12 protein-coding genes and 1 pseudogene are annotated in these 22,162 nt (G+C 64.5%); 3 read left to right on the forward strand and 10 right to left on the reverse strand.

Features of this window, described 5'->3' with window-relative positions; genetic code table 11:
- Nucleotides 1-28: 28 nt before the first annotated feature.
- The 8 genes from dpdD to dpdE are packed head-to-tail and all read right to left on the reverse strand — an operon-like array spanning nt 29 to nt 17,653.
- Nucleotides 29-2,065: a protein DpdD gene (gene dpdD, locus OHB13_RS10305; protein ID WP_328376859.1), complete on the reverse strand. Its 2,037-nt coding sequence runs from the start codon at nt 2,063-2,065 to the stop codon at nt 29-31.
- Nucleotides 2,062-2,580: a phospholipase D-like domain-containing protein DpdK gene (gene dpdK / locus OHB13_RS10310; RefSeq protein ID WP_328376860.1), complete on the reverse strand. Its 519-nt coding sequence runs from the start codon at nt 2,578-2,580 to the stop codon at nt 2,062-2,064. Before dpdK ends, dpdD begins: the two co-directional genes overlap by 4 nt.
- Entirely contained in the window at nt 2,577-7,079 is a 4,503-nt protein-coding gene (gene dpdJ, locus OHB13_RS10315; RefSeq protein ID WP_328376861.1) for a protein DpdJ, read from the reverse strand. The genes dpdK and dpdJ overlap by 4 nt, the downstream gene beginning before the upstream one ends.
- Nucleotides 7,076-7,762: a hypothetical protein gene (locus OHB13_RS10320; protein WP_328376862.1), complete on the reverse strand. Its 687-nt coding sequence runs from the start codon at nt 7,760-7,762 to the stop codon at nt 7,076-7,078. Before OHB13_RS10320 ends, dpdJ begins: the two co-directional genes overlap by 4 nt.
- Nucleotides 7,759-10,860 carry a protein DpdH gene (gene dpdH / locus OHB13_RS10325; protein WP_328376863.1) on the reverse strand — a complete coding sequence of 1,034 codons (3,102 nt, stop codon included), beginning with the start codon at nt 10,858-10,860 and terminating at the stop codon, nt 7,759-7,761. Before dpdH ends, OHB13_RS10320 begins: the two co-directional genes overlap by 4 nt.
- A complete protein-coding gene (dpdG, locus tag OHB13_RS10330; protein WP_328376864.1) occupies nt 10,853-11,785 on the reverse strand; it encodes a protein DpdG in 933 nt (310 codons plus the stop codon). The genes dpdH and dpdG overlap by 8 nt, the downstream gene beginning before the upstream one ends.
- A complete protein-coding gene (dpdF, locus tag OHB13_RS10335) occupies nt 11,785-14,385 on the reverse strand; it encodes a protein DpdF (protein ID WP_328376865.1) in 2,601 nt (866 codons plus the stop codon). Before dpdF ends, dpdG begins: the two co-directional genes overlap by 1 nt.
- A complete protein-coding gene (gene dpdE / locus OHB13_RS10340; RefSeq protein ID WP_328376866.1) occupies nt 14,375-17,653 on the reverse strand; it encodes a protein DpdE in 3,279 nt (1,092 codons plus the stop codon). Before dpdE ends, dpdF begins: the two co-directional genes overlap by 11 nt.
- A gap of 563 nt (nt 17,654-18,216) precedes the next feature.
- Here dpdE and OHB13_RS10345 point away from each other — a divergent pair.
- Nucleotides 18,217-18,756, forward strand: a complete 540-nt coding sequence (locus tag OHB13_RS10345; RefSeq protein ID WP_328376867.1) for a VUT family protein — start codon at nt 18,217-18,219, stop codon at nt 18,754-18,756.
- A gap of 792 nt (nt 18,757-19,548) precedes the next feature.
- On the opposite strand, the gene OHB13_RS10350 is transcribed toward OHB13_RS10345, so the two are convergent.
- Nucleotides 19,549-20,262: a DUF4145 domain-containing protein gene (locus tag OHB13_RS10350; protein WP_328376868.1), complete on the reverse strand. Its 714-nt coding sequence runs from the start codon at nt 20,260-20,262 to the stop codon at nt 19,549-19,551.
- Nucleotides 20,263-20,520: 258 nt separating this feature from the next.
- On the opposite strand from OHB13_RS10350, the gene OHB13_RS10355 reads away from it, so the two are divergent.
- Both OHB13_RS10355 and OHB13_RS10360 read left to right on the forward strand, forming a co-directional pair.
- Nucleotides 20,521-20,874 (forward strand): GNAT family N-acetyltransferase, encoded by a 354-nt coding sequence (locus tag OHB13_RS10355; protein ID WP_328376869.1) that lies wholly within the window; start codon nt 20,521-20,523, stop codon nt 20,872-20,874.
- Nucleotides 20,875-21,113: 239 nt separating this feature from the next.
- Nucleotides 21,114-21,410: pseudogene (locus OHB13_RS10360) on the forward strand (HIT domain-containing protein); the annotation flags it as partial.
- Nucleotides 21,411-21,466: 56 nt separating this feature from the next.
- Here the strand turns inward: OHB13_RS10360 and OHB13_RS10365 are convergent.
- Nucleotides 21,467-22,069: a hypothetical protein gene (locus OHB13_RS10365; protein WP_328380496.1), complete on the reverse strand. Its 603-nt coding sequence runs from the start codon at nt 22,067-22,069 to the stop codon at nt 21,467-21,469.
- Nucleotides 22,070-22,162 lie beyond the last annotated feature (93 nt).

Here is a 22,162-nt window from a genome sequence, read left to right on the forward strand (position 1 = left end):
TGAACAGATCGGGGAGACCACCAGTGCGTTAGCGGTTAGCTGCAACGGAGCGAAGACCGTTCACTGCTGCTCGCAGCATGGATGCTGAACCGCTGCCGTCTGCATAGTGGATGTACTTGGTGCGGGTGTGCTGCGTAATGAAGCCGGTTGCAGCGTGCTTCGCGCAGCGAGTTGCAATGACGACCAGATCAGCGGAACGAGCCTTCTGCCGGAGTTGAGCACTACCGACGTGATCACTGGCCATGGCGGCGTCCACTGCGGGGGCAAACTGCTTGATCTCCTCGGCGCAGCGCACGAGCACAGCTTCGTCCAGGGAGTACAGCAGCACTCTCATGGGCGGCAGGTCCGAGAGCGACAACTCACGCTCGCTATCAGAGCCGGCCCGGTCCTGCCAAGGGAAGTCGACACCGAGTTCCCTTGAGAGACGCTTGGCGAACGCCAAGTCAGCTTCGTTGAGCCGACCTTGATGCCGCCAGAGCGGCTCAAGCAGGTCGTATGCGAGCTTGCTGCGAGCCTCCGCGTCAGGGCATGCGACCAAGAACAGTCGATCAACGAAGTCCAACGCAATTGATGCCCGCTCAGGGGAGACCCATCGGCTGCGATAGGCGCCGATCTCATCGAGAAGTTCGGCGTAGGTTTCCGCTGACGGGCCAGCTCGGAGTGCGATCTCCGCGAGCGCCTGGAGCACGGCGAGGTCACCTGGACCGAACCGGTCGAAGGCGACCGCATTCCGGATGAACGCATGGGCGGTCAGACCCGCCGGAGCTGCATATCCGACAGCATCGATGAACGCCCCAACCGCCCGCCAGGCCTCTTCAGCAGCTTGATTCTCCAGCCCGTCCAGGAACCCGGCGAGGGCCGCATCGTGAGCTGCCGGCGGAGACCACGCAGTCCAACTGCGCTCCTCAACAGCCGACTGGCCCTCGCTGCTGCCCGCGGCTACCGCAGCGAGGAAGGTCGGCCAGGAGTCGATGGTCGCAAACGCTTCCGACGCGTCGCTTCCAGCGATCTGTGGCACAGGCTCTGCGACGACACGAGGTTCTGCCGCGTCATCGCTTTCGGCCAGGAAGCGTTGGGCGTCCTCCCAGATCAGTGAGGGCAGTTCGCCTATGCGGGCCCCGCTCTGCACGGCGTCCACGAGACGACGCAGAGCAGGCAGATCCTCAAGGACGGTGGCCGCCATCAGAAGAACGGTGACGGCCTGCGTGCCGAGCTTGCGCGCATCGGCATCCAGCAAGGCAGGGACGAACCGCCCCTGCTCTTCGAGCCTCGCCCGTGCCGCTGAGAGATCGCCCACCGCGAGAGGTTCCTCCAACGCCGCGAACACGGCGTTCAAGATCGCTTCCTTGACCGGGAGGGGAGGATCCTGCCGGATAGCGTCCGGCAGTTCAGGGAGCTGAAGGATCGCCTCGCTGCGGCCGAGACGATCAAGCCGCTTGATCCTCAAGCTTGCAAGGTTGGCTGCGGTAACACCACCAGCCGCTGCCAGATGGTCAAAAACCACGCTCGATGCGGCCTCGGCGCCCGCGGATAGAGATGCGTCGAACTCTGCAAGGAGCCGGCCGATCGGCTTGGCCACCCGCCACATCCTGGGAGGACGGCGAGCCTCGGTCCTCTGCATCAGCTCCAGCGCCCCGGCCAGGTTCCGGCGATGCTCGAGAGTGCGTCCCGTCTCCAGACGGAAAGTGGTCCGATCACCAGCAAAGTCGCGGATAGCCTGCTCGATGGGATCATCGGGGTCCAGCCAGGCGGGCTGGATACCGACCTGCTCGTCATACGCGATGTACGTCGGGCCAGCGAAAGCGCGGATCAACTCAGCCGTCTTTGCTCGCTCACCAGGCTCCCGGGCAATGACGTACACGACGAATCGATCACGGTCCGTATACACGCGTGGAAGGACCACAGGCGCGTCGTCGCCGCGTCGAATAGCCTCGACGAACGGCAGCGTGCGGTCCTTGTAGCGGTAGTCCGGATCGAGGCCCGGCCAGACGCCGTTTCCTGGACCGAAGAACCGGTGCAAGAACCCTTCGAGGGCTTCTCGCTGCTGATTCTGGGGCTGCGTCACGAGCCACTCCTCCACCGCTGTGTCAGGTCCAGCCGCGCTTGGCCAGCATCCGGCCCGCCCACCTTGTAGGTGACCAACTCATCGTTCTTCGCCATGCCGCGCACCGTGTAGTTCATCGACCCGGTGAGAATCCACTCCTGCCCACACAACGTCTTCTCGTGGATGTCGGGGTCGCGCTGGACATGCACGCCGTCCAGTTCTGGGGCCTCGATCCGACGCAGGAACGCATCATTGTGCGCGTCAGGGCGCGTGACCACGTGGACACGGGCCCCGGCTCCAGCGATGCGCAGGAGCGTGTCTGACAGCCGCCATCCGCTGGGCGGGACGTCACCAAAGAATGCGTCATAGGTGCCGTGGCTGTTGTCGATGACCTGGACATCAGTGATCCATGGCGAGACCAACCACAAGTCACTGCTCGGGTTGAGCATCTCTGCCATCAGCGCAGCGGACAGTATCGAGTCGATGCGCAGCCCTGTACGAGCACCTGTGCGCACGGTTCTGGTCAGATCCTTCACTGGGTTGCCTCCCGCAGCTCCACCCGCACACGGAGCTCGTCTCGATGCCTGGCGTAGCTACGAACCTCGCCATGGACGCGCAGGACATCCCGGTCCACCGGCAGCGCCGGCACGCGAACTAGGGCTTCCGCCAGGGCTTGCGACTCGCCTGCGGGACAGATGAGGTCCGCGGCGCCACTGTCGGTCATGGCCTTCTGGTAGGCCAGGACCCAATCGCTCGCCGTGACGTCCACCTCAGGCAGCCGGTCGTTGTGAGCCTCGCGCACAAGCAGTCGATCCAGTACCGGGGCGTCCGCATAGGGCTGGTAGTGCTGGAGATCCTGCGTGCGAGCTTGTCGTCCGCGAGGCCAGAGCATGCTGAAGGCCTGGTCGGCTGTCAGCCGCTTGCCCCCGCCGACGTTCAGTCGGTTGTCGCCGACCGCGAAGGCAATGACGTTCGCGTCGACCTCTACACCGAGCCTCTGCTCCAGTCCGGCCCACGCATCGACCATGGCGAGAGCCTGCGCGTCAGTGTCGGGTCCGGCCCCCGGCCGGAGAAGGCGGGTCGACAACGCTGAAACCGCAGTGCGACGGGGAGGGCCGTCCAACTGTTCCCACGCGGCCAGGAGAGAGTTCAGGGCCTCCTCGGCCGCTTCGGCATCCTCGGCTCCTCTCAATGCGCGCATGGCTTCTGCGGCATCCCCCCCAGGCTCGTCGGCCAGGTGACGGAGCAACTGGGTGAGTGTGGCGTCTACGTACTCGTAGTCGCTTGGGGCCAACGCACTGGTGACAAGTCCCCAGAAACGGCGAGGGTCTTCCCCGTAGAAGCGCACCAGGCTCTCTACAACCCCCAGACCGCCTACGGAGGTCTCGCTGAGCCACACGACAGTGGGCGCGCTGCTGGTGGCACCGGGCGCCACGTCGACGATCAGGTCCCCGTCCTGCGAGTCGGGGCAGGCTCTCTGCGCAGCGGAGAGGATCGCCGCGGCCACCGTGTCGCGATAGGTGCGCTGAGCCAGGTCCTCAGTCCGGACAGCAATATTCGGATCAACGAGGTGTTCCGCCGCCCGGTCAACAGCGGTGAGCACCCGTGCGTCTCGCAGCAACTCCGTGAGCCCGTCGATCAGCCGTGCATTCTCGACAGCCTGGTCGGGGTCGCTGTTGTCGCGGTAGAGGACGCTCAGGATGCGTGACAGTTCCCCAGTCCACGCTCCGTTAGCGAGTGATGCTCGGATCTCCACGGCGGTGCGAGATTGCTTGATGCCTTCGAGCGCAAAGGCTGTGAGATAGACCTGGCCAAGCCACGCACGCTGGAACTTGTTCGCGACTTCCTCGAGAGCAGGGTCCTCGGCGAAGGTGTACGAGAACGCAAGTGACCGCCACTGCGGAGACGACAGGTACTCCCTGACCGCAGGTTCCGAGGTGTTCAGGGGCCTGAGCAGGACCTGCACAGCGTCGACGCCAAGTCTGAAGCCAAGAGCAACTGGCTTGCCGTGCAGTTCATAGTAGACCTTGCGTGTCTCGACTTCTCCGCGCTCGAGCGCCACTTGGCAATCGGCGCCGATGGTCATGCGCCGCATCTCGATGGGGTTGCCGGCAGCGTGCGTGGCGAAGCGGACGGCCTGCACGCGCTCATGCCAGAGAGACGGGTTCGGAATGTCCGCCGGGGCCGGTGGCGCCTCCTCGGACACAACGATCTGACTACCCCATATGGGGAGCCCCTGCGACCGGTCGGAGATCTCCTGGCCTGGCTGCTCCAGCTTCAACTGCGTGGGCCGGAAGACCTGAAGTCCCTCTGATGCGTAACCATCGGGGTGCCAGGTTCCTTCAGGATCGGCATGTTGCACGATCTGGGTCAGCGGCAGAGTGCTGCTGCCGACCGGTGGAACGGGCAACCATGTGCGGTGCTCATCACGGCGGTGCCCGAATCGTCGGCTGACGCGTCCTGGTACGGCCTCACGTAGCGCCCTGGCGATCGGCAACTGTTCCAACGTGTCGTTCGTATTGAACGGCAAGAGCAGTTCAACCTCGGGCAGGTTCAGCGGCTCGAAGAGTGAGCGCGTGATGAACTCGGGGAGGAGGGAGCCTTCCTTCGCGCCCGGATCAATGCGCTGGAACGACCAGTCGCTGCGCAGCCGCCGCAGCGCGGTGGGAACGACAGACAGCAGCAGCGATCGAGGTTGCTCCCACAGCAGGGCCTGGACCTCGTCTGCGTTGATCTGCAGAGCCCTCCCCAGGTGTTGGGCAAGTTCGTCCTGCAGATCAGGCTTGTCGAGGATCGCCTGCAGCAGCGATGTCAGCATGTCGTGACCTGGCCGGTCCTCATTACGCACGGCATGGCCGATGGGGGCTTTGAGGATCTTTCGGGGGTCGGCCCACAGTTTCTTGGAACGTAGCTTGCGGCTCGCCCAGTCCAACAGGGCCTGGGTGGCTTGGATCTTGAGTACGAAACGGTTGCCGATCGGCAGGCTTCGTGCAGGTACCTGAGGTGCGAAGAGGGTCTCGTACGCCTGGTATGCGAGTCGGTCCCGGCCGTAGTCCGAGAGCGTGACCACAGTGATCGGCCTTGTGCCGCGCTCTCGGCCTGCGCGGCCACGGCGCTGGATGAACGCGGCTGCATCACGGGGTGCCTTGTGCTGGAGTACCAGGCCCACGCGTGGGTCGTTGAAGCCGACTTCGAGGGCGGCCGTCGCTACGGTCAGGTTCGCGTCGTGGTCGACCCCGACGTCCTGAGAGGACGTACGGCCGACATGCAGGTGGTGGAGTTGCAGAGTCGGGTCGAGGTCATGCCCTATCTTTTCGGCGATGTCCCAGGACTGACCGTCCACGTAGCGCGCAGCATGCTCGTTACGTTCCGAAGAACGCAGGCCCGCAAGTACTGGCCTGCGGCCGTTGCGGCGGCCTGCCCGGTTCTGGCCGCCTTCCGCATCGCGCAAGTCGTTGTAGAAGCGGTTGGTGACGTCCAGGTCATCCGTGAAGAGGAAGCCCGTGGAGCCGTAGAGGTATTGCTTCTTATCCAGGTCGAGCATGCGGCCGTGGAGCATGGCCGTTTGGATCGACGTAGACAGCAGGCTTGTTCCGGACACCGGGTCGCCGCGCAGCGCCAGGGCGTACTCACGGCCCTCGGACTTCATGGCCTCGTCGGCCGGTTCAATTGGGTCGACATCGCTCGGACGAAGGCCGACAAGTTGAGCGAAGAACTTATCCGCGTCACGAAGGGTCGCAGAGAGACCGACGAACGTCATGGGGCGGTGTGCTGCCTCACGCCAGCGTCGCAACAGTAGTGCCACCTGCGCGCCGTGAAGACCGCTATAGGTGTGGACCTCATCGAGCAGCACGAGGGAGGGAGCGGAATTGCTGCCGCACCACCCGAGCAGCCACTCCAGATAGCTGTCACCGCTACAGCGGTTCAGCATCTCAGTAGTGGTGAATAGCAGATCCGGCGGGTTCTTCTTGAGGGACTCCCGGGTGAGCGCCAGGCGCCCGTCCTTCAAGGTGTAGCCGCACCTGGTACAGGTCAGCCGCTCCCGGCCTTGCCTTCGGTCCTCGTCTGTCCACTGGAGTTCCCCAGTGCCGCAGTCCTGGGCGGGGCAGGGCAGAAACGGGCACACAACGCCCTGGGGAGTGCGCTTCCAGGCAGTGGCGAGCCCTGAGTTCGGTTCCACCCTCCGGTCCTGGGCATTCCATGGGGTGTCACCGTAGAGCGCGCCGACGCGGATAGGACGTCGCCTGCTCTCGTGCAGCGCCTCCTCGACGTCGTCAACAGAGCGGATCGACTCTCGAAGCTGGTCGCGCAGGAGTTCCTTGCGGGGGTAGAGCGCCAGCGTGTGAACGCGCTTTGCCCTACCAGGGTGCGCGTGTTCCGCCATCGCTGCGAAGGCCGGCAAGTAGAACGAGAGTGTCTTGCCGCTACCCGTGCCAGCGCCGACGATGATTCCCTTGGACCGCTGAGAGCTGAGCGAGGTGAACACGGAACAGGTGGCATCCAGTTGGAAGCGAGCCAGTTCGCGGCCCCGCAACTGGGCTGCCGCCACGCGCTCTTGCACCTCCCCCCATTGGGGTAGCTGCGCGAGCTCGCGGAGAGCGTCGGATGCCGGAATATCTCGATGTGGGTAGCGTCGCGGCGCTACGTGCAGTCGGTAGTCAGCGACGAGGCGCCGCTGATGCTGCCACCAGCCAGGCCGCTCCTCCTGCGCCCAGCCACCTCGGGCAAAGAGCTGCCGAAGACCAGTTGTGAGCCTGAGTGACTCCGCCAAGCGGGTGCGATACCGCGGTGGCGACGTCACAGGCACTGGCACCTCGAACAGCAAGGCACGGAGCAGGAACTCCTCCAGCACAGCGTCGACGGACATGTCGGCCGGGGCAGCCTCGTGACTGTGCAAGAGACTGTCGATGGTCTCTATCACCTCGGCCTTAGAGAGGGCAGCCTCCGTGACGCCCCAGGCCAGCAGTGGCAGTTCACGGTCTTCCAAGTGGTTCAGGAGTTCGTTCGCGAAGCGAACGTCGAGGTGCTCTGTCACGCGCCCGTCCTCTGCAAGGTGATGTGGATGTCCATCTCGAACTGACGCAGCAGCGCAATGTCGTCGTCTGTGACGTCGCGGAGCGTGGGGCTGGGGCGCTTCTCAAGCACTTCCAGGAGTCTCAATAGCTCACTGGGGGGATCACTCTTGTCGTGCAGGGACTCCGCGAGGAGGGCGTACGTGCTGGTGAAGAGCGTGACATCCGCCTTGGACAGGTTCTTGGTTGCCACCGCCTGACGGAGTTCCCTCTCCCGGTTGCGTGCGGCCTCGCGCTCGTCGCGCGAGAGCATGGGGATCCGGGCCAGGGGAAGGGCGGCGACCTGTGCCGTTGCCCAGGTGACCCATGCCGCGCTGCTATCACCCTTGAGCTTGCCCGCGAGTTCCTGAACCTTCTTCCTGGCCGTGTTGAAGACCGCGTCACTGGGCAACCCGTTGAGGGCTTTCCGCTCGAAGGCTGTGCGGGCGGTGTCGATGCCTGATAGGTCGGGCTTGTGCGCTGCCCCCAAGGCCGCAAGCGTATGGCTTAGCCCAACTTGGGTTCTGAGTTCGGCCAGCCCCGCGCGGAGTTCCTTCGAGCGGCTCAGAACCCGAGCGGCCTCCTTCTCCCCGACGGCGCCTGCAGCGATCTGGCGGGCACGGTTTTGCAGCTGTACGGCCTTGTCGTACACAGACAAGCTGGTCACCAGTCCTCCCCGTCGTCTTCGGCGGACGGGACAGCGGTGAGCGCCTGCCACTCCACACAGATTTGCCCCACGTCTTCCGCGGCACTGTCACCTGCGGAGCCACTAGACCGTGACTCGGCGCTGGCAAGAGCAGCGTCCAGCCAGTCGTTACTGGCAATTAGCAGTTGTTGAATCAGCTTGAGCGAGTCACCGCGGTCCTTGACAGCGGCAACCAGTTGGGCGTGATGACGAGTTGAGGAATCGCGGCTGTCGTCGCCCGCCTTGACCAGGTCGTCTTCGAGTGCAGAGATGGCCTTCCAGTCCGCGTTCTGGGCAGCCTGAAGCAGGGCATCGAATTGACGTGTCTGTTCGGCCGTCAGCGGCAGTCCCACTTCTCGCGCAGCACCGAGAACGTCGCGGATTGCAGCCATGGTCTGTACGCCAGTGGTGCCCCGAGGCTGACGGCTTCGAATCGAGTTGAGTAGTTCTTCGTGGCGGTTGAGTTGGTCCTCGAGGATGGTTGTCCAGGACGCGAACCCAGTGACGGCCGGCTTCACCCATTTAGGGATGTCCAGCGTCTCGGCATCCCAACTCCACGATGACGCGGCCCTGTCGAGCAGAGGAAGAACGCGTGCGGCATCAACCATGTTCACCGCACCGATGCCCTGGGCGATACCTACGGCGTAACGGAGTTGCTTCACGAGTTCAGGACGCGCTCTGAGGTGCCCACGGAGCATGTCCATCCACTTTTCCGCGCGGATCCCACCGTCCTCGCGACGCCACTCTTGCCCGTCATCAAGCGCCGCGGCGACGAGTTGCGAAGTGGGCATTCCGGGCCATGCCCGGCCGGCGAGTGCCGCTCCGATCAGCGATGCACGGAATCCCGCGACGAGGTGATCATCGGTGAACTCCATGTACTGCTGCAGCCGTGCAGTGAGGTCTTGGCCGTGCCTCTCGGCCAAGAACGCCAGGCGTCGGATGTCTTCGGCTCGTGCTGGAAGGTCCCGCTCAGCTTTCAGCAGGCTGTCGAAGAACCAACTGTCCTTCGGACGACGAGAGAAGGTGATGGGGGCATTCTCGACGCCGAGCAAGTTCTCCTTCGCGCCCTCGATGGACACGATGGTCGCCTTGCTTGGCCAGGCAACCCTTCGTAGTTCGGTACTGACCACTGCCCGCATCAGAGGTGAGTTCCACTGGTATCGCTGGACGACCGCGGTGGAGACGACACCGCGGATCCGAGTCGCGGTGGCGGTATCTAGGCCACCCTCGCGGGTGAGCCACTCGTCCACGGTCTCCAGCATTCGCTGAAGTTCCCTGGGGAGCTCGTCATCTTTGCCACTGGCTCCTGTCTCGGACTTTGCCTCTTCGGCGTTGGGCTGCCCCGGCACCGCTACAGATGCAGGCTGATGGCTTTGCCCTCCTTCGCTGCCCAGCGGTTCTAGGGAGAATGCCTCCAAGATGGTGGGGTGGAGGCTGTTGGCGTGCTCGGGGGCGTCTCCCCAAAACTCGAGCGCCAGGTTACGTCGCTCCGCTGAGGCCGGGTCGTGATCATTCGCTGCTACGAAGCCGAGTACGTCGCGGTTGACGGGCCTGTCGAGTTTGGTCGGCCGGAACCGTTGCCGGAACATGGGGTCGGGGAACTCGCCCTGCTGCATGGCGGTGGCGTGTTCAACCAAGACCGGTCGTACGACGCTTCCCAGCACGGCACGGGGGTTGAAGGACCAAGGCTTGGTCTGGTCTGCCGTTGAGTGGACGGCGCGTACGAGAGACGACTCGTTGAACGGGTACAAGCCATAGCCGTCGGCGGTTGCTCCGAAAGCCTCGTGGCACTCCGTTCGCAGTGGGCAGGTCGCGCACTTGTTGGGAACGTCGTCGTTGCTTGCACGCTCGAGTTCGTCGCGGCCCAAACGCCCAGCATTCAGGTAACGGCCGACGAACGAGGCAATCTCTGTACGTCCCGTCTCTTCCGGGCTGAAGGGAACGTCCAGGTGGTAGACGTAGCCCGTGGCGGCCTGGATACGGGTTAGGACTGTCTCCTCCAAGGATTGGAAGTAGCCCGTCGTCACGGCCATGAGTGTGCGGATGGGGGCGAGAGTCGTCTTGCCCTCACGGTTTGCTGCTTCTACCACGGCATCTAGGAGGTCTCGCTGGACACCTTGGATGAGAGCGAAGTCCTCGATGAGCAGGACGATCTCCTTGCCCTGCCGGTGGTACTCCTCTCGTACCTGTTTCATTGCATCGAGTAGCCGGCCTGCCCCAAGGTTGGCGGCGCTCTTGATTGCGGCTTCGAGGTGCCTGTTGAGTAGGTCTACCGCAATTCCCTGCAGGTCACCGCGTGTGCTGATCGTGCCGAGTAGCTTCTGCGCCATTCCCGACGCGGATTGGATGTCGCGAATGTCGAGCGGCAGGTCGCTGATGCTGAAGCCCTCGGGGCGGTCCGCCTGCCCATCCCGGCGATTGTGAATCAGCTGATGGGCCAGTTCAGGGACGAACCTCCCAGGCGCGAGCAACTCCGCACGGACATGGGGGTCAAGGAGCACCGCAGCCAGCTTGCCGGGGCCAACAAGCATCCGAGCCAAAGGGCGTGACTCTGAGTTCGGGGACGTGGCCTCGAGCGCCTCGCTCAGTTCATTGAGGATGCGCCTTGCCAGGGACTCCTCGTTGACGTCCTCAGTGAACCTGTTGATGTCATCTTTGAGTTGAGCCAGGTCGTTGCTTTCCACCTGCGCGATGAGCGTGCTGACGACGGCCTTGAGGCTGGTCTTGGACTTCTCGAGGTAGATGACTTCTCTCTGGTCCGCTCCCTCTTCCATGCCAGCCAGTTGCTCTCGAACCCATCGGACAAGATGCGACTTACCTGAGCCAGACTCACCCACGACCGGCATGAGCAAGGTCCCGCTGTCCGCTCGGAGCGCCAGGAAGTCTTCGAGGACCGCCCTCTCACCGATCGGGTCGCCTCCGATGACGAGCTCTTTCCCGTCCATGAGCCGCGCGCGCTTGATCCGCAACGGTGCATGAGTGGCCAAGAAGACCGAACGCGAGGGGCTGATCGCCTCAGTATTGATGGTGGAGGCTGCCACAGCTGGTTCCCAGCAGAGCATCCTGCGGAAGTCAGCCATCGGTGGGCTCCAGGATCGTGATGTCGCTAACGGGGCGTGGGCTGGCGGGCCTTTCAGGGTCGTGCAGGAGAAGAATCTTCCGAGCATCGTCGTCGTGCTCCAGATGAAGCCACTTCTCATCGTGGCCACGCAGGAGAGCAAACGAGAGGGCGGCACCGGCCACACTCTCGCCGGGACTGGGGATCCCCACCGCGAGCGAGTGTGCGCCGCCAGGCAACACCGGTAGGTGCTCCCGCAGAACTTGTAGTGCCTCAACCGCATTGATTCGCTGGGCTGGTTGCCACAACTGAAGCACTGTTTGCTTGACGGCCAGGGTGCAGTCCGGGACTAGTGGGCCGCGGCCTTCACCGCGGAAGAGCGGGGCTGCGGCAAGGCCGAGAGTGGGCGCCCAGTAGCCGAAGCGGAGCCAGCGGGTGGGGTTAGCGAAGATGGGAAGCACTTCGAGCCGCAACACCTTACGGTCCTTGCTGTCCTTGTAGTCCAGGAGTTTCTCCGCGGCGACGCTGTCGATTGGTTGCTCCATCGGGTCGTGCATGAGGAACCAAGCGAGCGCGCGAGTGAGGTCTCGGGGGCCTGCCGCATCGTTGTTGGCGCCCAACTCCTTGTTGTAGTCCGCTTCGAGGACTGCGTGACGCAGGATGCGGGAGTATGTGTCGAGATCGTCGCTGCGGGCAAGAGCCTTGGCTGGGCCGGCCAGCGAGAGTTCCTGCCGGTCGTCATCGACGTGCACCAACCCCAGGACCTGGAGGGAACTGATAGCACAGTCGAAGGGCGGCTTGGTCGACGTGTCCTCTGAGCGCAAAGAAGGAGGACTGACCAGCGCCCGCGCCTCGTCCAAGGCGATGCTCTTCCCCAAGTAGGCGAGGAGGCGGACCACAGCCCATGTCTGGGAGGGAATGGCTGCGTCTACGTTCAGGAGAGTCATCAGAGTTCCTCCAAGGCACGGCGGATCGACAAGTTCGCCGGGTGGACATCGACGAGTGGCGTATCTCGGCGCTCGGGGTGGTGCATGGTCCGTGGATGGATCAGGTAGGTCGGTGCATTCCAGGCGAATCGCGTCGCAATCTCAGGCCCGGGTGACACTGCGTTCGGGTCCGCCATCCAGATAACAGGGCCATGCCAGTCCGACAGGAGAGCACCGTCATCGTCAACGATCACGGTGCGGGTCCGCGCTGTTGTCTGCAGTTGGCTTCTGAGGTGGGTATCCATGCCCGGCCCCCCGACCACGGCGATCCTGCGACGGACAAGGCTTTCTACCAGACGTGCCGCCAAGGCCCGGTCGTCGGCGTCTTGCCACCACAGGCTCAGGCACTGATGGTCCCCGAAGTACGGCATCAGGGGGAGATGCCCATGGTTCTCGGATGTGGGTAGCAGAGGGCGCGGCTCCCCAGCGAGCCGGTAGAAGCCTGCAGGCAGAAGCTTGGCAGTGGCCCTGCAGTGAGGGCATCCACGGCAGGTGATACCTGTGCGGCGAAAGCCCTCGCCATGCGGGACCCGGTAGTACGACCCCAGCACTTCGCCGATGCATTGATTGCCTCGCAGAGCTACTTTCAGTTCTCGCAGGGCCGAAGCGCGACCGCGTAGCAGTTTTTGGCGCTCAGTTTCAAAGCGAGCATGGAAGTGCTCGCTGTTTCTTGCGTCGGAGTCGAGGAGTTCCACGTCTGCGTAGCCATCAGCTGTCGCGTAGAACTGGTCAAGTCGTGCCTTCCAGACGACATCCGACTCACCTTCATCCCTTCCGGGTGGCTGTGGTGGGTGGACGGCCACAATCCCTGATCGCACCATGAGGTTGAGGATCCGGATGTTCCATTGCCGGTTCCGTTGAAAGCCCTCGTTCATGTCAGGGGGGTAGGAATCAAGACTGACGCGGTGACGATCTTGGATCGTAGTCCTGCTGTGGAACATTGCCTCCCACCGCTGCCACGCGCGCGGGGCGCCGATGACCACCTCGTCGCTCATGTAGTTGGCGATCTCTTCGTCATTGCGCGTGGTGGCCATATACGCGATTGAAGGGCTTCCGTTGCGTCCTGCTCGGCCGACTTCTTGGTAGTAGCGGTCCACCGTCTCTGGCAGGCATGCGTGCACGATCGTCTTAACGTCGTCGAGGTCGACGCCCAGGCCGAAGGCAGAGGTACCAACCACGATGTCGAAGCGTGTCTCCACGTCGTCTTCGGCTGTCTTACCGCCCCATCCCTCCAAGGCGTCGCGACGCTCGGCATCGGTGGAGTCACCGGTGACGCTCGCTACGCGGCGAAGCCCGTGGCCGTGAAGACGGCCCGCCCACTCCTGCGCATGTTCGACCTTGGTCGTGTAGAGGATCATCGGCTTCGGCAAGTACGAGACGGCATCAAGGACTGCGGTCTGCCGGTCGGTCTCGCTCTCAAAGGCGTCGATGTAGTAGCTCGGCTCGTGGCGAAGTTGGGAAGCCCAGACGATCCTCGCCCGTTGTGGCGAGGCAAACAGTGTGTCGAGTGTCTCCACCTGTTGCCCAGTGAGTGTCGCGCTCATCGCGACGGTGACTGGTTGCCGGCCTGCCGGGGCCTTGCTGAGCCAGATGCGACGGTGGCTCGACATGGTCTGGAACTCGGTACGGAAGCTGTTGCCCCACTGCTCGACCAGGTGTGCTTCGTCAATCACGAAGTAGTTGAACAACCCGGCCTCAGCGGCGTCCTCTAGAGGTCCCTTCAGGCTCCGCACGAGAGCTTCAGGCGAAGTGAACACGAGCCGTTGGCGGCCTGCGGCGATGTCGTCCCGCATCTGTTGTTTGTCTTCGGGAGACAGGCCGCTGGTGTACGCGTACCGGCGTGTGGGGCTGTGCTGCCCGTACCGTTCAAGGATCTTGAAGGCACGCCGTTCCAGGTCTGCTGCGAGAACGCTCGTAGGCACGACGACTACCGACACGCCGCTGCTCGTGCTTGCCAGAAGCGCGGGGGCCACTGCAACTGCGGTCTTCCCATGTCCCGTGGGGAGACAGATGACCGTGGTGCTCCCCGGTTCGGCAAGCGCGATAGCCCTGGCGGCTTGTCGCTGACCGGTTGACACATAGTGACTGTGATCATCACCGAGGGCGGTTGCGAAGAACGGGTCGGCCGGATACGACTCCAGCCTGCGACGGTGTGGCGAGTCCTCGCCGAGATGGACCTGGCGAAGATCCTCTTGAGCCGCATGGCGGGAAACGTCGTCGGGGACGGGCGGATGCCACGGCAGCGCGCTTACCCACAAGTTGGCGCCGCCATCGCGCATCCCAGTTTGGCAGCGCATTTCCTCCCACTGCTCACGGGTAGGCAGCCGTGGGAGGAGAGGAACCGTGAACCCCGTTGTGTTCTCTCGTGCTTGAGCTTCGAGCAAGATCTGCCGAGTCAGCGAGGCAACGTCTTTCCACCCGCTGGACTCACTGGCCAGAGCATCACGGAGCCTGCGCAGCGTCCCCTTCGCCTCGGGAAGTTCTGGGAGGTGCTGGAGGTCCCGGTGCTCCGACAGGTGGTTAAAGAGCGTCTTGGCGCCGGTCCAATTGTCAGTCGCCACGACGGATCCTCCTGAGCCCCGTCTTCACCAAGCACGTCGCAGAAACGAGCCGAACATTCGGTTCGCTCAGTCCCTGCACCAGCGCGTCGGTGATGTCGACATCTAGCAGGTAGCTCTCTTCGCCTCCCAAGAGTCGACCAGCTGCCTGGCGGGCTTCCGCCTGTGCCCTCGTGACCGTGAGGCGTGCCCGTCCCTGTTGCTGGGCCAGATCGCACTTGTCGGCCAGGTTGGTCACTCGCTTGAGTTCCGCTCGGGCGACTGTTTCAGCACCACGTGCAGATGCTTCGTATCCGGGCTGCCCGTCGAACAGGTCCATCAACTCGTGGATGTTTCCGGAGTTGTAGTTGTGGTCCGTGGCCCTGTAGCGGGCATCCAGCCACTTCTGGGTGTCTCCGTTGGCCAGGGCCTCGGCAGCTCCGGCCGGCACCCATACCTTCAGCGTGAACGGTGGGAGGAGTTGCTCAGCCTGGCGCCTCAAAGCTGCTTCCGCGTCGCGGGGCTCTTGCACGAGCGCCAGCGCCAGCGTGAGCGCCGAGGAGATGTCGGCTTCGACGAGGTAGTCGAAGCCGAAGTAGGGCTCCGGCTCCCCCCGGTGATTCACATCAGCGCGCCAGAAGGCCGTGGCCTGGCCGCGGTCGTCGAACCAAACAACGTTGGCGAGTGTGTCGACGAGCGGACTCCCGATACGGAATAGACGTGTGCCGGGGGTTTTGAGCGCCTCAGACCGACTGAACGTGCCCTTGGCCATCTCCTCCGTGAGGTTCTTGCGGTCATAGAGGTGAGGGGAGATGAGCGTGCGCGACTTTAGGTCGAAGACCTCGCACATCACGCCATTGATCTTGCGCTCGGTGTGGCGGAGTTTGATCCCGTCCGAGCCGTCTCGTCCGGTGTATCCGAGCATGTCTTTACGGGCGGCGCCCCAGCTGGCCTCGAACGTCGCCAGCCGCTCGGCGAAGTCGATGTCGTGAGGGGATGTGTCGAAGATCGACTCAAGGGTGTCCATGCTGTCGATCTCACGGCGGGCTTTGGCGAGTTTCTCGTGAACAGTCTCGGCGAAACCGGGCAAGCCTTCCGGCCCATGCTCGAGCGCCTCCGCCCAGACATCAGCGAGACCTTCCGCGATGGCATCCTGGAGCGTGGACACCGACCCGTCGAAGATGTGGTACCCATCGGTGAGCAGGGACAGCCACGCTTCGGTGTGTGCTTCGATGTCCGTGAGCACGAACTGGCGTGGTGCCTGGCGCTGCCGGTGGGACTCGACGTAGCGGTCGGTGCGGCCGAGGCGCTGCTCAAGTTGGTTGGGTGACCACGGCAACCGCACGTGGATTACGGTCTGGGCGGCCTGGAGATTCAGTCCGTCCTCTGCAGTGTCGTCCGCGATGAGAACGGCAGCCTTTTCGCTGGGCTTCCGCCATGCAGCAGTGGCCAACTCAGACGCGTGAGGGCCCGCGCTGCGGGTGTGCTCAAAGAAGCCGACCTCGGAGAAGCGTGCGCGCAGGCGTGTGGCGAGTGCCGAAGCGAGTGAGCCTGGGCCACAGAAGACGATGATGTGTCCTCCCTTACGCAGCGCAGGGAGAAGGGCGTTGATCAGAGCGTCGACTTCAGAAGCGCGATCCTCGTCCGCGATCTCTGATTCGAGACTCGCCAGGTTCTTTGCCTCGTGGGGCGCCACTGGCACGTTGGAGACGTGGTTCCGCTCGCGGGCACTCAGGCCGGCACGCTCAGCGGCGCCTTCGTCACCGCGGACCCGCCATCGAAGGGCGTCGAGATAGTCAGCAGACGCGCCACCGAGACGGGACGCGAGCACGGCCAGGGCAAGCGCGTAGTCGTTGCGCTTACTCTCAAGCCCCTCATCGAGGAGATGGCCCCACAGTTGAGTCTGCCACTCCAGGAGGCTGTCCGCGGCCGGGGAGTATGACTCGGCCGTCAGCTTTGCCGGCTCGGCACGACCGCGCACCTCGTAAGGGACGGCCGCCGAGTCGTCGTTTTGGCGCAGTACGTTCGACCTGCGGTGCCTGATCACGCGGCGGTGCAGTCGGTACGTCTCACTGATGTGCGCCCGAAGCGCGGTGACGCGCGCCGAGAGCTCCGGCATCCCCGTCTCATCGAGGAGGCTTCCCTCCGCATCGAGGAGGTCGAGCACCTGGCCCGCCAGGTGCTCGAAGCGGGTGTCTTCCGGGGGCAACAGCGCCTTGGTGATGTCGATCGTGGACGGCAGCAGTGGGTGGAAGTCTGCGTCCAGGCTGAGGACGTGGTCGGCCAACTCGGCCCGGTGGCTGTACCGCTGCTCGAACGCCTCCCGCTCGCTCCACTTGTACACGTCGGGATCAAGCAGATGCAGGAGGCCCAGGTGCGTGGTGTGGCTGGAAGTGACCGGCGTGGCGGACAGCAGCAAGAGCTTCGACGCTGAGTGCGCGAGATCGCGCAGTGCCCGATATGTGGGGTCCGTGTCGTCACGGTCTTGCACCAGTAGATGAGCTTCATCGACCACGACAAGAGCACTCTCTTGGTACTGCTCCCACTTCTCGGGGGATTCGTGCGAGGTGATCCGTACGCGCCTCGGGAAGTCATCGGTGAAGAACTTCGTGCGCAGCTCGGTTCCCCACTGTCGGCGCAGCGAGTCAGGGGTGAGGATGACCACGCGCGCCTGCGGATCGTCGATCAAGGTCTGCAGAATCACGTACCCGGCCTCGATGGTCTTGCCGAGTCCGACTTCGTCTGCGAGGAGATACCGCTGGACAGGGTCGGACAGCACGGTCAGCGCGGCGCGAACCTGGTGAGGATAGGTCTCGACAGCGGCCGCCAGGAGGGCCGGGGTGCTGGCGCTGGCTGCGCGCTGGGTGACCAGGTTGTGCAGCATTGGGATGCGCGCGTTGTAGAGGTGTCCGGACTCATTGCCTCCAAACACCAGGACCTGGAGAGGGTCGCGTACCGGCCTGTTCCACCGCACGCGGAGTTCGGACTCGGGTAGCGGCATGTCGAAGTCGGTGTTGGGAAACCGGATGTAGTACTGGCCGCCTGCGTGGTCCCTCACCCGCCCGGCCAGCCACTCTCCGGTGCTGGGGTTGCGCCGGAATACGCGGGTCTCCGGCTTGAGTCGCACGCGCTCGCAAGCGACTACCGGGACGGTCTGTGACTCGATCTCGGGCTCGGCCGTGGACTCGAAGAAGTCCACGCGCAGCGAGCCGCCGGTTACCGCGCCGACCCGTCCTATTCCAGGAGCCCCCCGGAATGCAACGAGGTGTCCGACTGCGAAGCCCGAAGACATCCTTCTTCTCGCCCCCCACCTGCTCGTTTACTAACAGGGCTGAGCCTATGCGCAGGCTCTGACAACAAGGTCAACGGATAAGTATAGAAATTCGCATGCATATTCGAAATGGAGTGAGGGGGGAGGCGTCTTCCGGGTGCCCCTCGCGTGACATATAGGGCCAATGCCAGGCAAATGAAGCGTGCTTGATCTCGTCTGAAGTCCTAGGCGGCGATCGAAGACGGCCGAAAGAACACCTTCGAGAGGTCTGGGCGAGCCAGGTACAGAAGGTCGTCAGATTCCGGCGGCCGCTCCAGCCGCTCGCCGCAGCGAGAGAGTGAGAGCCAGATGAACTGCAGCGATTCATCCGTCTTGCCGCGGTCCGTCTGTTCCAGGATGCCGACCCAGTGGCCCGCGCGGTCTGTGTGCACCCTCGGCGTGGGAGCGATTCCAGGCCAGAGTTCTGAGGGCGGGACACACACCTGATGTCAGTGGCGTGGGTTGTACTGTCTGGGCGCCTACCCCGCCGTCCGCTCACGGAGGGATTTGGCGCAACTCGTGCTTCACCAGACAGAGAGAAGATCGTGAACGTCCCCGCTCCTGCCGGTATCGCGACGCTGGTCGCCTACGTCGCGACCATTCCCGCGGCCAATCTTGCTGTTACACACTTCGGAGCCGTCCCAGTGGGCTTCGGCTACGCGGCCCCGGCCGGGGTCTACATGGTCGGGCTAGCCCTCGTCCTCCGTGACCTTGCACGGGAGGCGGCCGGCCGCAGGGCGGTCCTCGCGGCGATAGCCATCGGCACCGTCTTGTCGTACTTCCTTGCTGACCCCGCGCTCGCGATGGCGTCAGCCGCGGCCTTCGTGGTCGCCGAAAGCATGGACTTCGCCGTCTATGAGCCTCTGCGGGAACGCGGCCTGCTGATCGCAATGCTCGCCTCAAACGCGGTCGGCTTGCTCTCGGACAGCTTGCTGTTCCTCAAGCTCGCATTCGACTCCTTCGAGTACCTGCCGGGACAGATCCTCGGCAAGGCGTGGATGACCCTCGCAGCGGTAGCAGCCCTGACACTTCTCCGTCGCCGAAAGCGCGCTACGGCCGGGCTTCCGGAAGCTGGGCGTCGCTGACCCTAGACAGGACCCGGTGCACCTCCTCGGCTGCAGTAGGGCCGGGCAGCCGGGCGGCTCGATGGCCAGGATAGGCGAGGAGTACGCCAGGCCCCCCACCTGTAGGTGCGCTTACGAGCGGGAATGTCGTTGGGCAGGCGCACCTGGAGTTCGAGGACACCGTTCGGGTATCGGTACTGCGCGCGAATGGTCGCCAGGTCCACGTGGAGTCGACCCAGATCCATGCCGTTGGCTCGTGCCTGTCCGGGTACACGTCGGTCCGTACGCCGATGGTTTCGTGCTCGGCGCGAGGCGGAACCTCGACTGGAGCGATGACAGGGTGGCGAGCGGGCGACCCCAGGGGAACGCGTGTTCGATAGTAGGGGATGATCCTCGGCTAAGGACCTCCTAACGGAGGTCGCGACGGTCCTCTGACATGCGATCTTGACCGTTTGCCAAGTGATCTTGACCGGTGCCAGGTTTCTGCCACTTGATCTTGACCGGTGTGGGGGGGGGCGCAAAAGATCACAGTGTTCCTCCGCGCCTGAGACGGCCGTGCCAGGGCTGTCATTCCGGGACCCGGACCGGCACCGGGCAGGAGCGCCCGGGCTCTGCTCCGTCGCGAGGGAGCCGATGCCCGGGATGCGGTCGCGGAGGCCGGCCTGCGCGACCGGTCCGAGTGAGCGCCCGCCTGGCGTGCTCACCGGCTGGGGCCGGGAGTCCCCGGATTTGGCTCCGGCACCCCGAGACGGCGTCGGAAAGGGGAAGGATAAAGATCATTTCCCTCTCTCCCCGCACCTCGGGCCCGATCGGCTACGGGTTCCCAGCAGCGAAGGCGTCGCGCCGCGCCTTGCGGGCGTCGCGCATCGCCCGTCGCTCCTCGGGCTGCACGTACAGGATGTGGACGGCCTCGGCGATCAGGCCGGCGACGTCGGCGACCTCCTCGGCGGAGAACTCCAGGCCGTCGTGCAGGCTCCAGTTGCCGAGGAAGCGGGCCTCGTGGAGGTCCTCCACGATCTCGTGGGTGACGCCCCAGTTGACCAGGTCATTGATCTTGCTGGCGAGGTTGCTGCCCTCGGCGCCGAGATCCTTGCAGAGTACCTCGACGGCAGCCCGATACATCGCCCCCGCCGCGCGGTATGCCTCGGCGGCCTCCGCCCGCGCGCCCTCCGCGAACAGGTCGCGCACCGCGTTCGGGACGGAGGTGTGCAACTCGCGCGGCTGCCGCTCCGGCCAGACCTGGATCACCCGGAGCACATCGCCGGTCTTCCCGTCTTCGTGGAAGCGGATCAGCTGGTGCAGGACCACGGTCTTGCGGCAGTGCCCGCAGATGGCGGGAATCTGCCGCAGCCAGGTGCGCATCCCGTATTTGAGCTGATGCTCGACAGACGGGTGCTCGGTCTGAGGATGCGGCCAGATGTAGGTGCTGAGGCCGGAGTCTCGGACCGAGAAGCCGGTGTGGAGGTGGCAGTTCGGGCACAGGCCCGGGGGGACGAGGCCGTTCTGGTCAACGGTGAGGCTGGTCATGGTCCAGGGATAGCGGATCGCCGGGGTATCCGGCAGCGGGTTTTCCCGTCCCGGTTCACTCGGCCGGGCGGAAAGGAGGAAGGATGATCACCGTTATCCTTCCCTCCACGACAGCGAGATCCGGATCGAACCCGCAATCTGAGCTGGGCGGTCAAACTCACTTGGCAAACAGTCAAGATCGCCTGTCAGAGGACAGCGACCGCTGAGGCGCCTACGGTGGGGAGGTCCCATCGTGTTCCCGAAACCAGGAGTCGCCGGATGCCCACCGCGATGTCAATCGAAGGGGAGCTGACACGCCTTATCCCCGTGGGCGAGCAGGACCTCGACCTGCTGGCGGACTGGTTCGCCGACTCCGCCTTCGTTAAGCACTGGGGCGGTGCGCCATTGGCCCGTGAGGAAGTAGCCGCCAAGTACGTGGGGCGCCTCCGGCCTGAGGTGGAGTCGTTCCTTGTGCTGGCCGCCAGCGGACCAGTGGGGTACGCGCAGTACTCGTGCGAGGGTGGGAGGGATGGCGGCATCGACGTTCTTCTCATCCCCGACGCGCGCGGCCACGGCTTCGGCCCCGATGCGGCTGGCGCACTGATGGCGTATCTGCTGCAGGGGCGAGGTTGATCACGGGCTACTCCACGCGAGGAACCTGCGCGCGGTTAGCACGTGGGAGAACACCGACCTTCCGGACTGCCTCGCAGGACGGAGACAGGCTGCTCACGGAGCGCCATCCGCACATACCAATCGCGGCGGCCGAGGGCGGGGGGCCGATTCCCTCCCGCGGAGCCACCTCCGGAGCCCCCAGCCATAGGTTCACGGAAAGCACTGGAACGTGCTCGTCGCGGCTGGCAGGCTCGATCTCCATGGAGTGCACTTTCTGCGGTCTGCTTCGCCGAGGGGATGCTCGCTGGGTGGCCCGCGCGCCAGCGGCCGTTGCGTTCGCGCCGTTGGATCCCATCGCGCCAGGGCATGCCGTCGTGATTCCGATCGCCCACCATGAGGGGATCTTCGACACGCCTGCCGTCGTGTTGGCCGCCACCATGGAACTGGTCCAGAACCTCGCCATCACCATGCGCACCTCGCTGGGCGTCAGCGGCGTCGACATCCTCAATGCCAGCGGCCCCGGGTCGGAACAGTCGGTGCCGCATCTGCACTTTCACCTCGTTCCCCGATGGCCTGACGACGGCTTCTCTACCTGGCCGTCCGAGTGCTCCAATCACCGCTTTGTCGGCGACCCCATCGAACGACTTGCCCAGGCCGCTGATCCCTTCAGCGGCCGCGCGTTGGACCAGGAAGTCATGCGAGTGTCAGCTGGTCCGGTCCGCCCTCGTCGGTCTCGCTGACGTCCAAGGGGTCGCGCGTCAGGTGCATCTCGATTGGTTCGTAGCCACCACGCGAACTGCCAGTTTCTGCAGGTGCGGTGCACCTTCGCCGCGGCCCCGGTGTCGGCGCCATCCGAGGGCAGCTCGATCGGCGCCGGGAGCGCGGTCTCGTCCAGGAGCAGGTCGAGCCGGTCCTGGTCGTAGCCGGTGCCATCGAGGTCCGGGAGTTCGGTGAGGATGTCCGCGAGGAGCACCGTTGCGTACCCGGCCAGATCGCTCGTGCGGTTGTCGACGATGACGATCTTCGCCGCAGCGTCATCGTCCACGTCGAGGAAGGTGACCGCGACGTCGGTCCCCCAAGCTGCTTGGCCGCCTTGAAGGTGTGGTTGGTTGCCGGCCAGGATCTCGTTCGGCCGCCCGGTCAGCGTGCCGCGGTTGACGACGATCAGCCGGTACTGCCCATTGACGGACAGGCTCTGCGATCGCGTCGAGATCACCGGTACGCGGGTTGCGGTGGTACGGGGACAGACCGGCGACCGGGACGGCCAGTCCGCGAGCGAGGCCGGTATACGGGGGACGGCAGTGGACAC

The sequence above is a fragment of the Streptomyces sp. NBC_00440 genome, from assembly GCF_036014215.1.
Classification (GTDB): Bacteria; Actinomycetota; Actinomycetes; order Streptomycetales; family Streptomycetaceae; genus Streptomyces.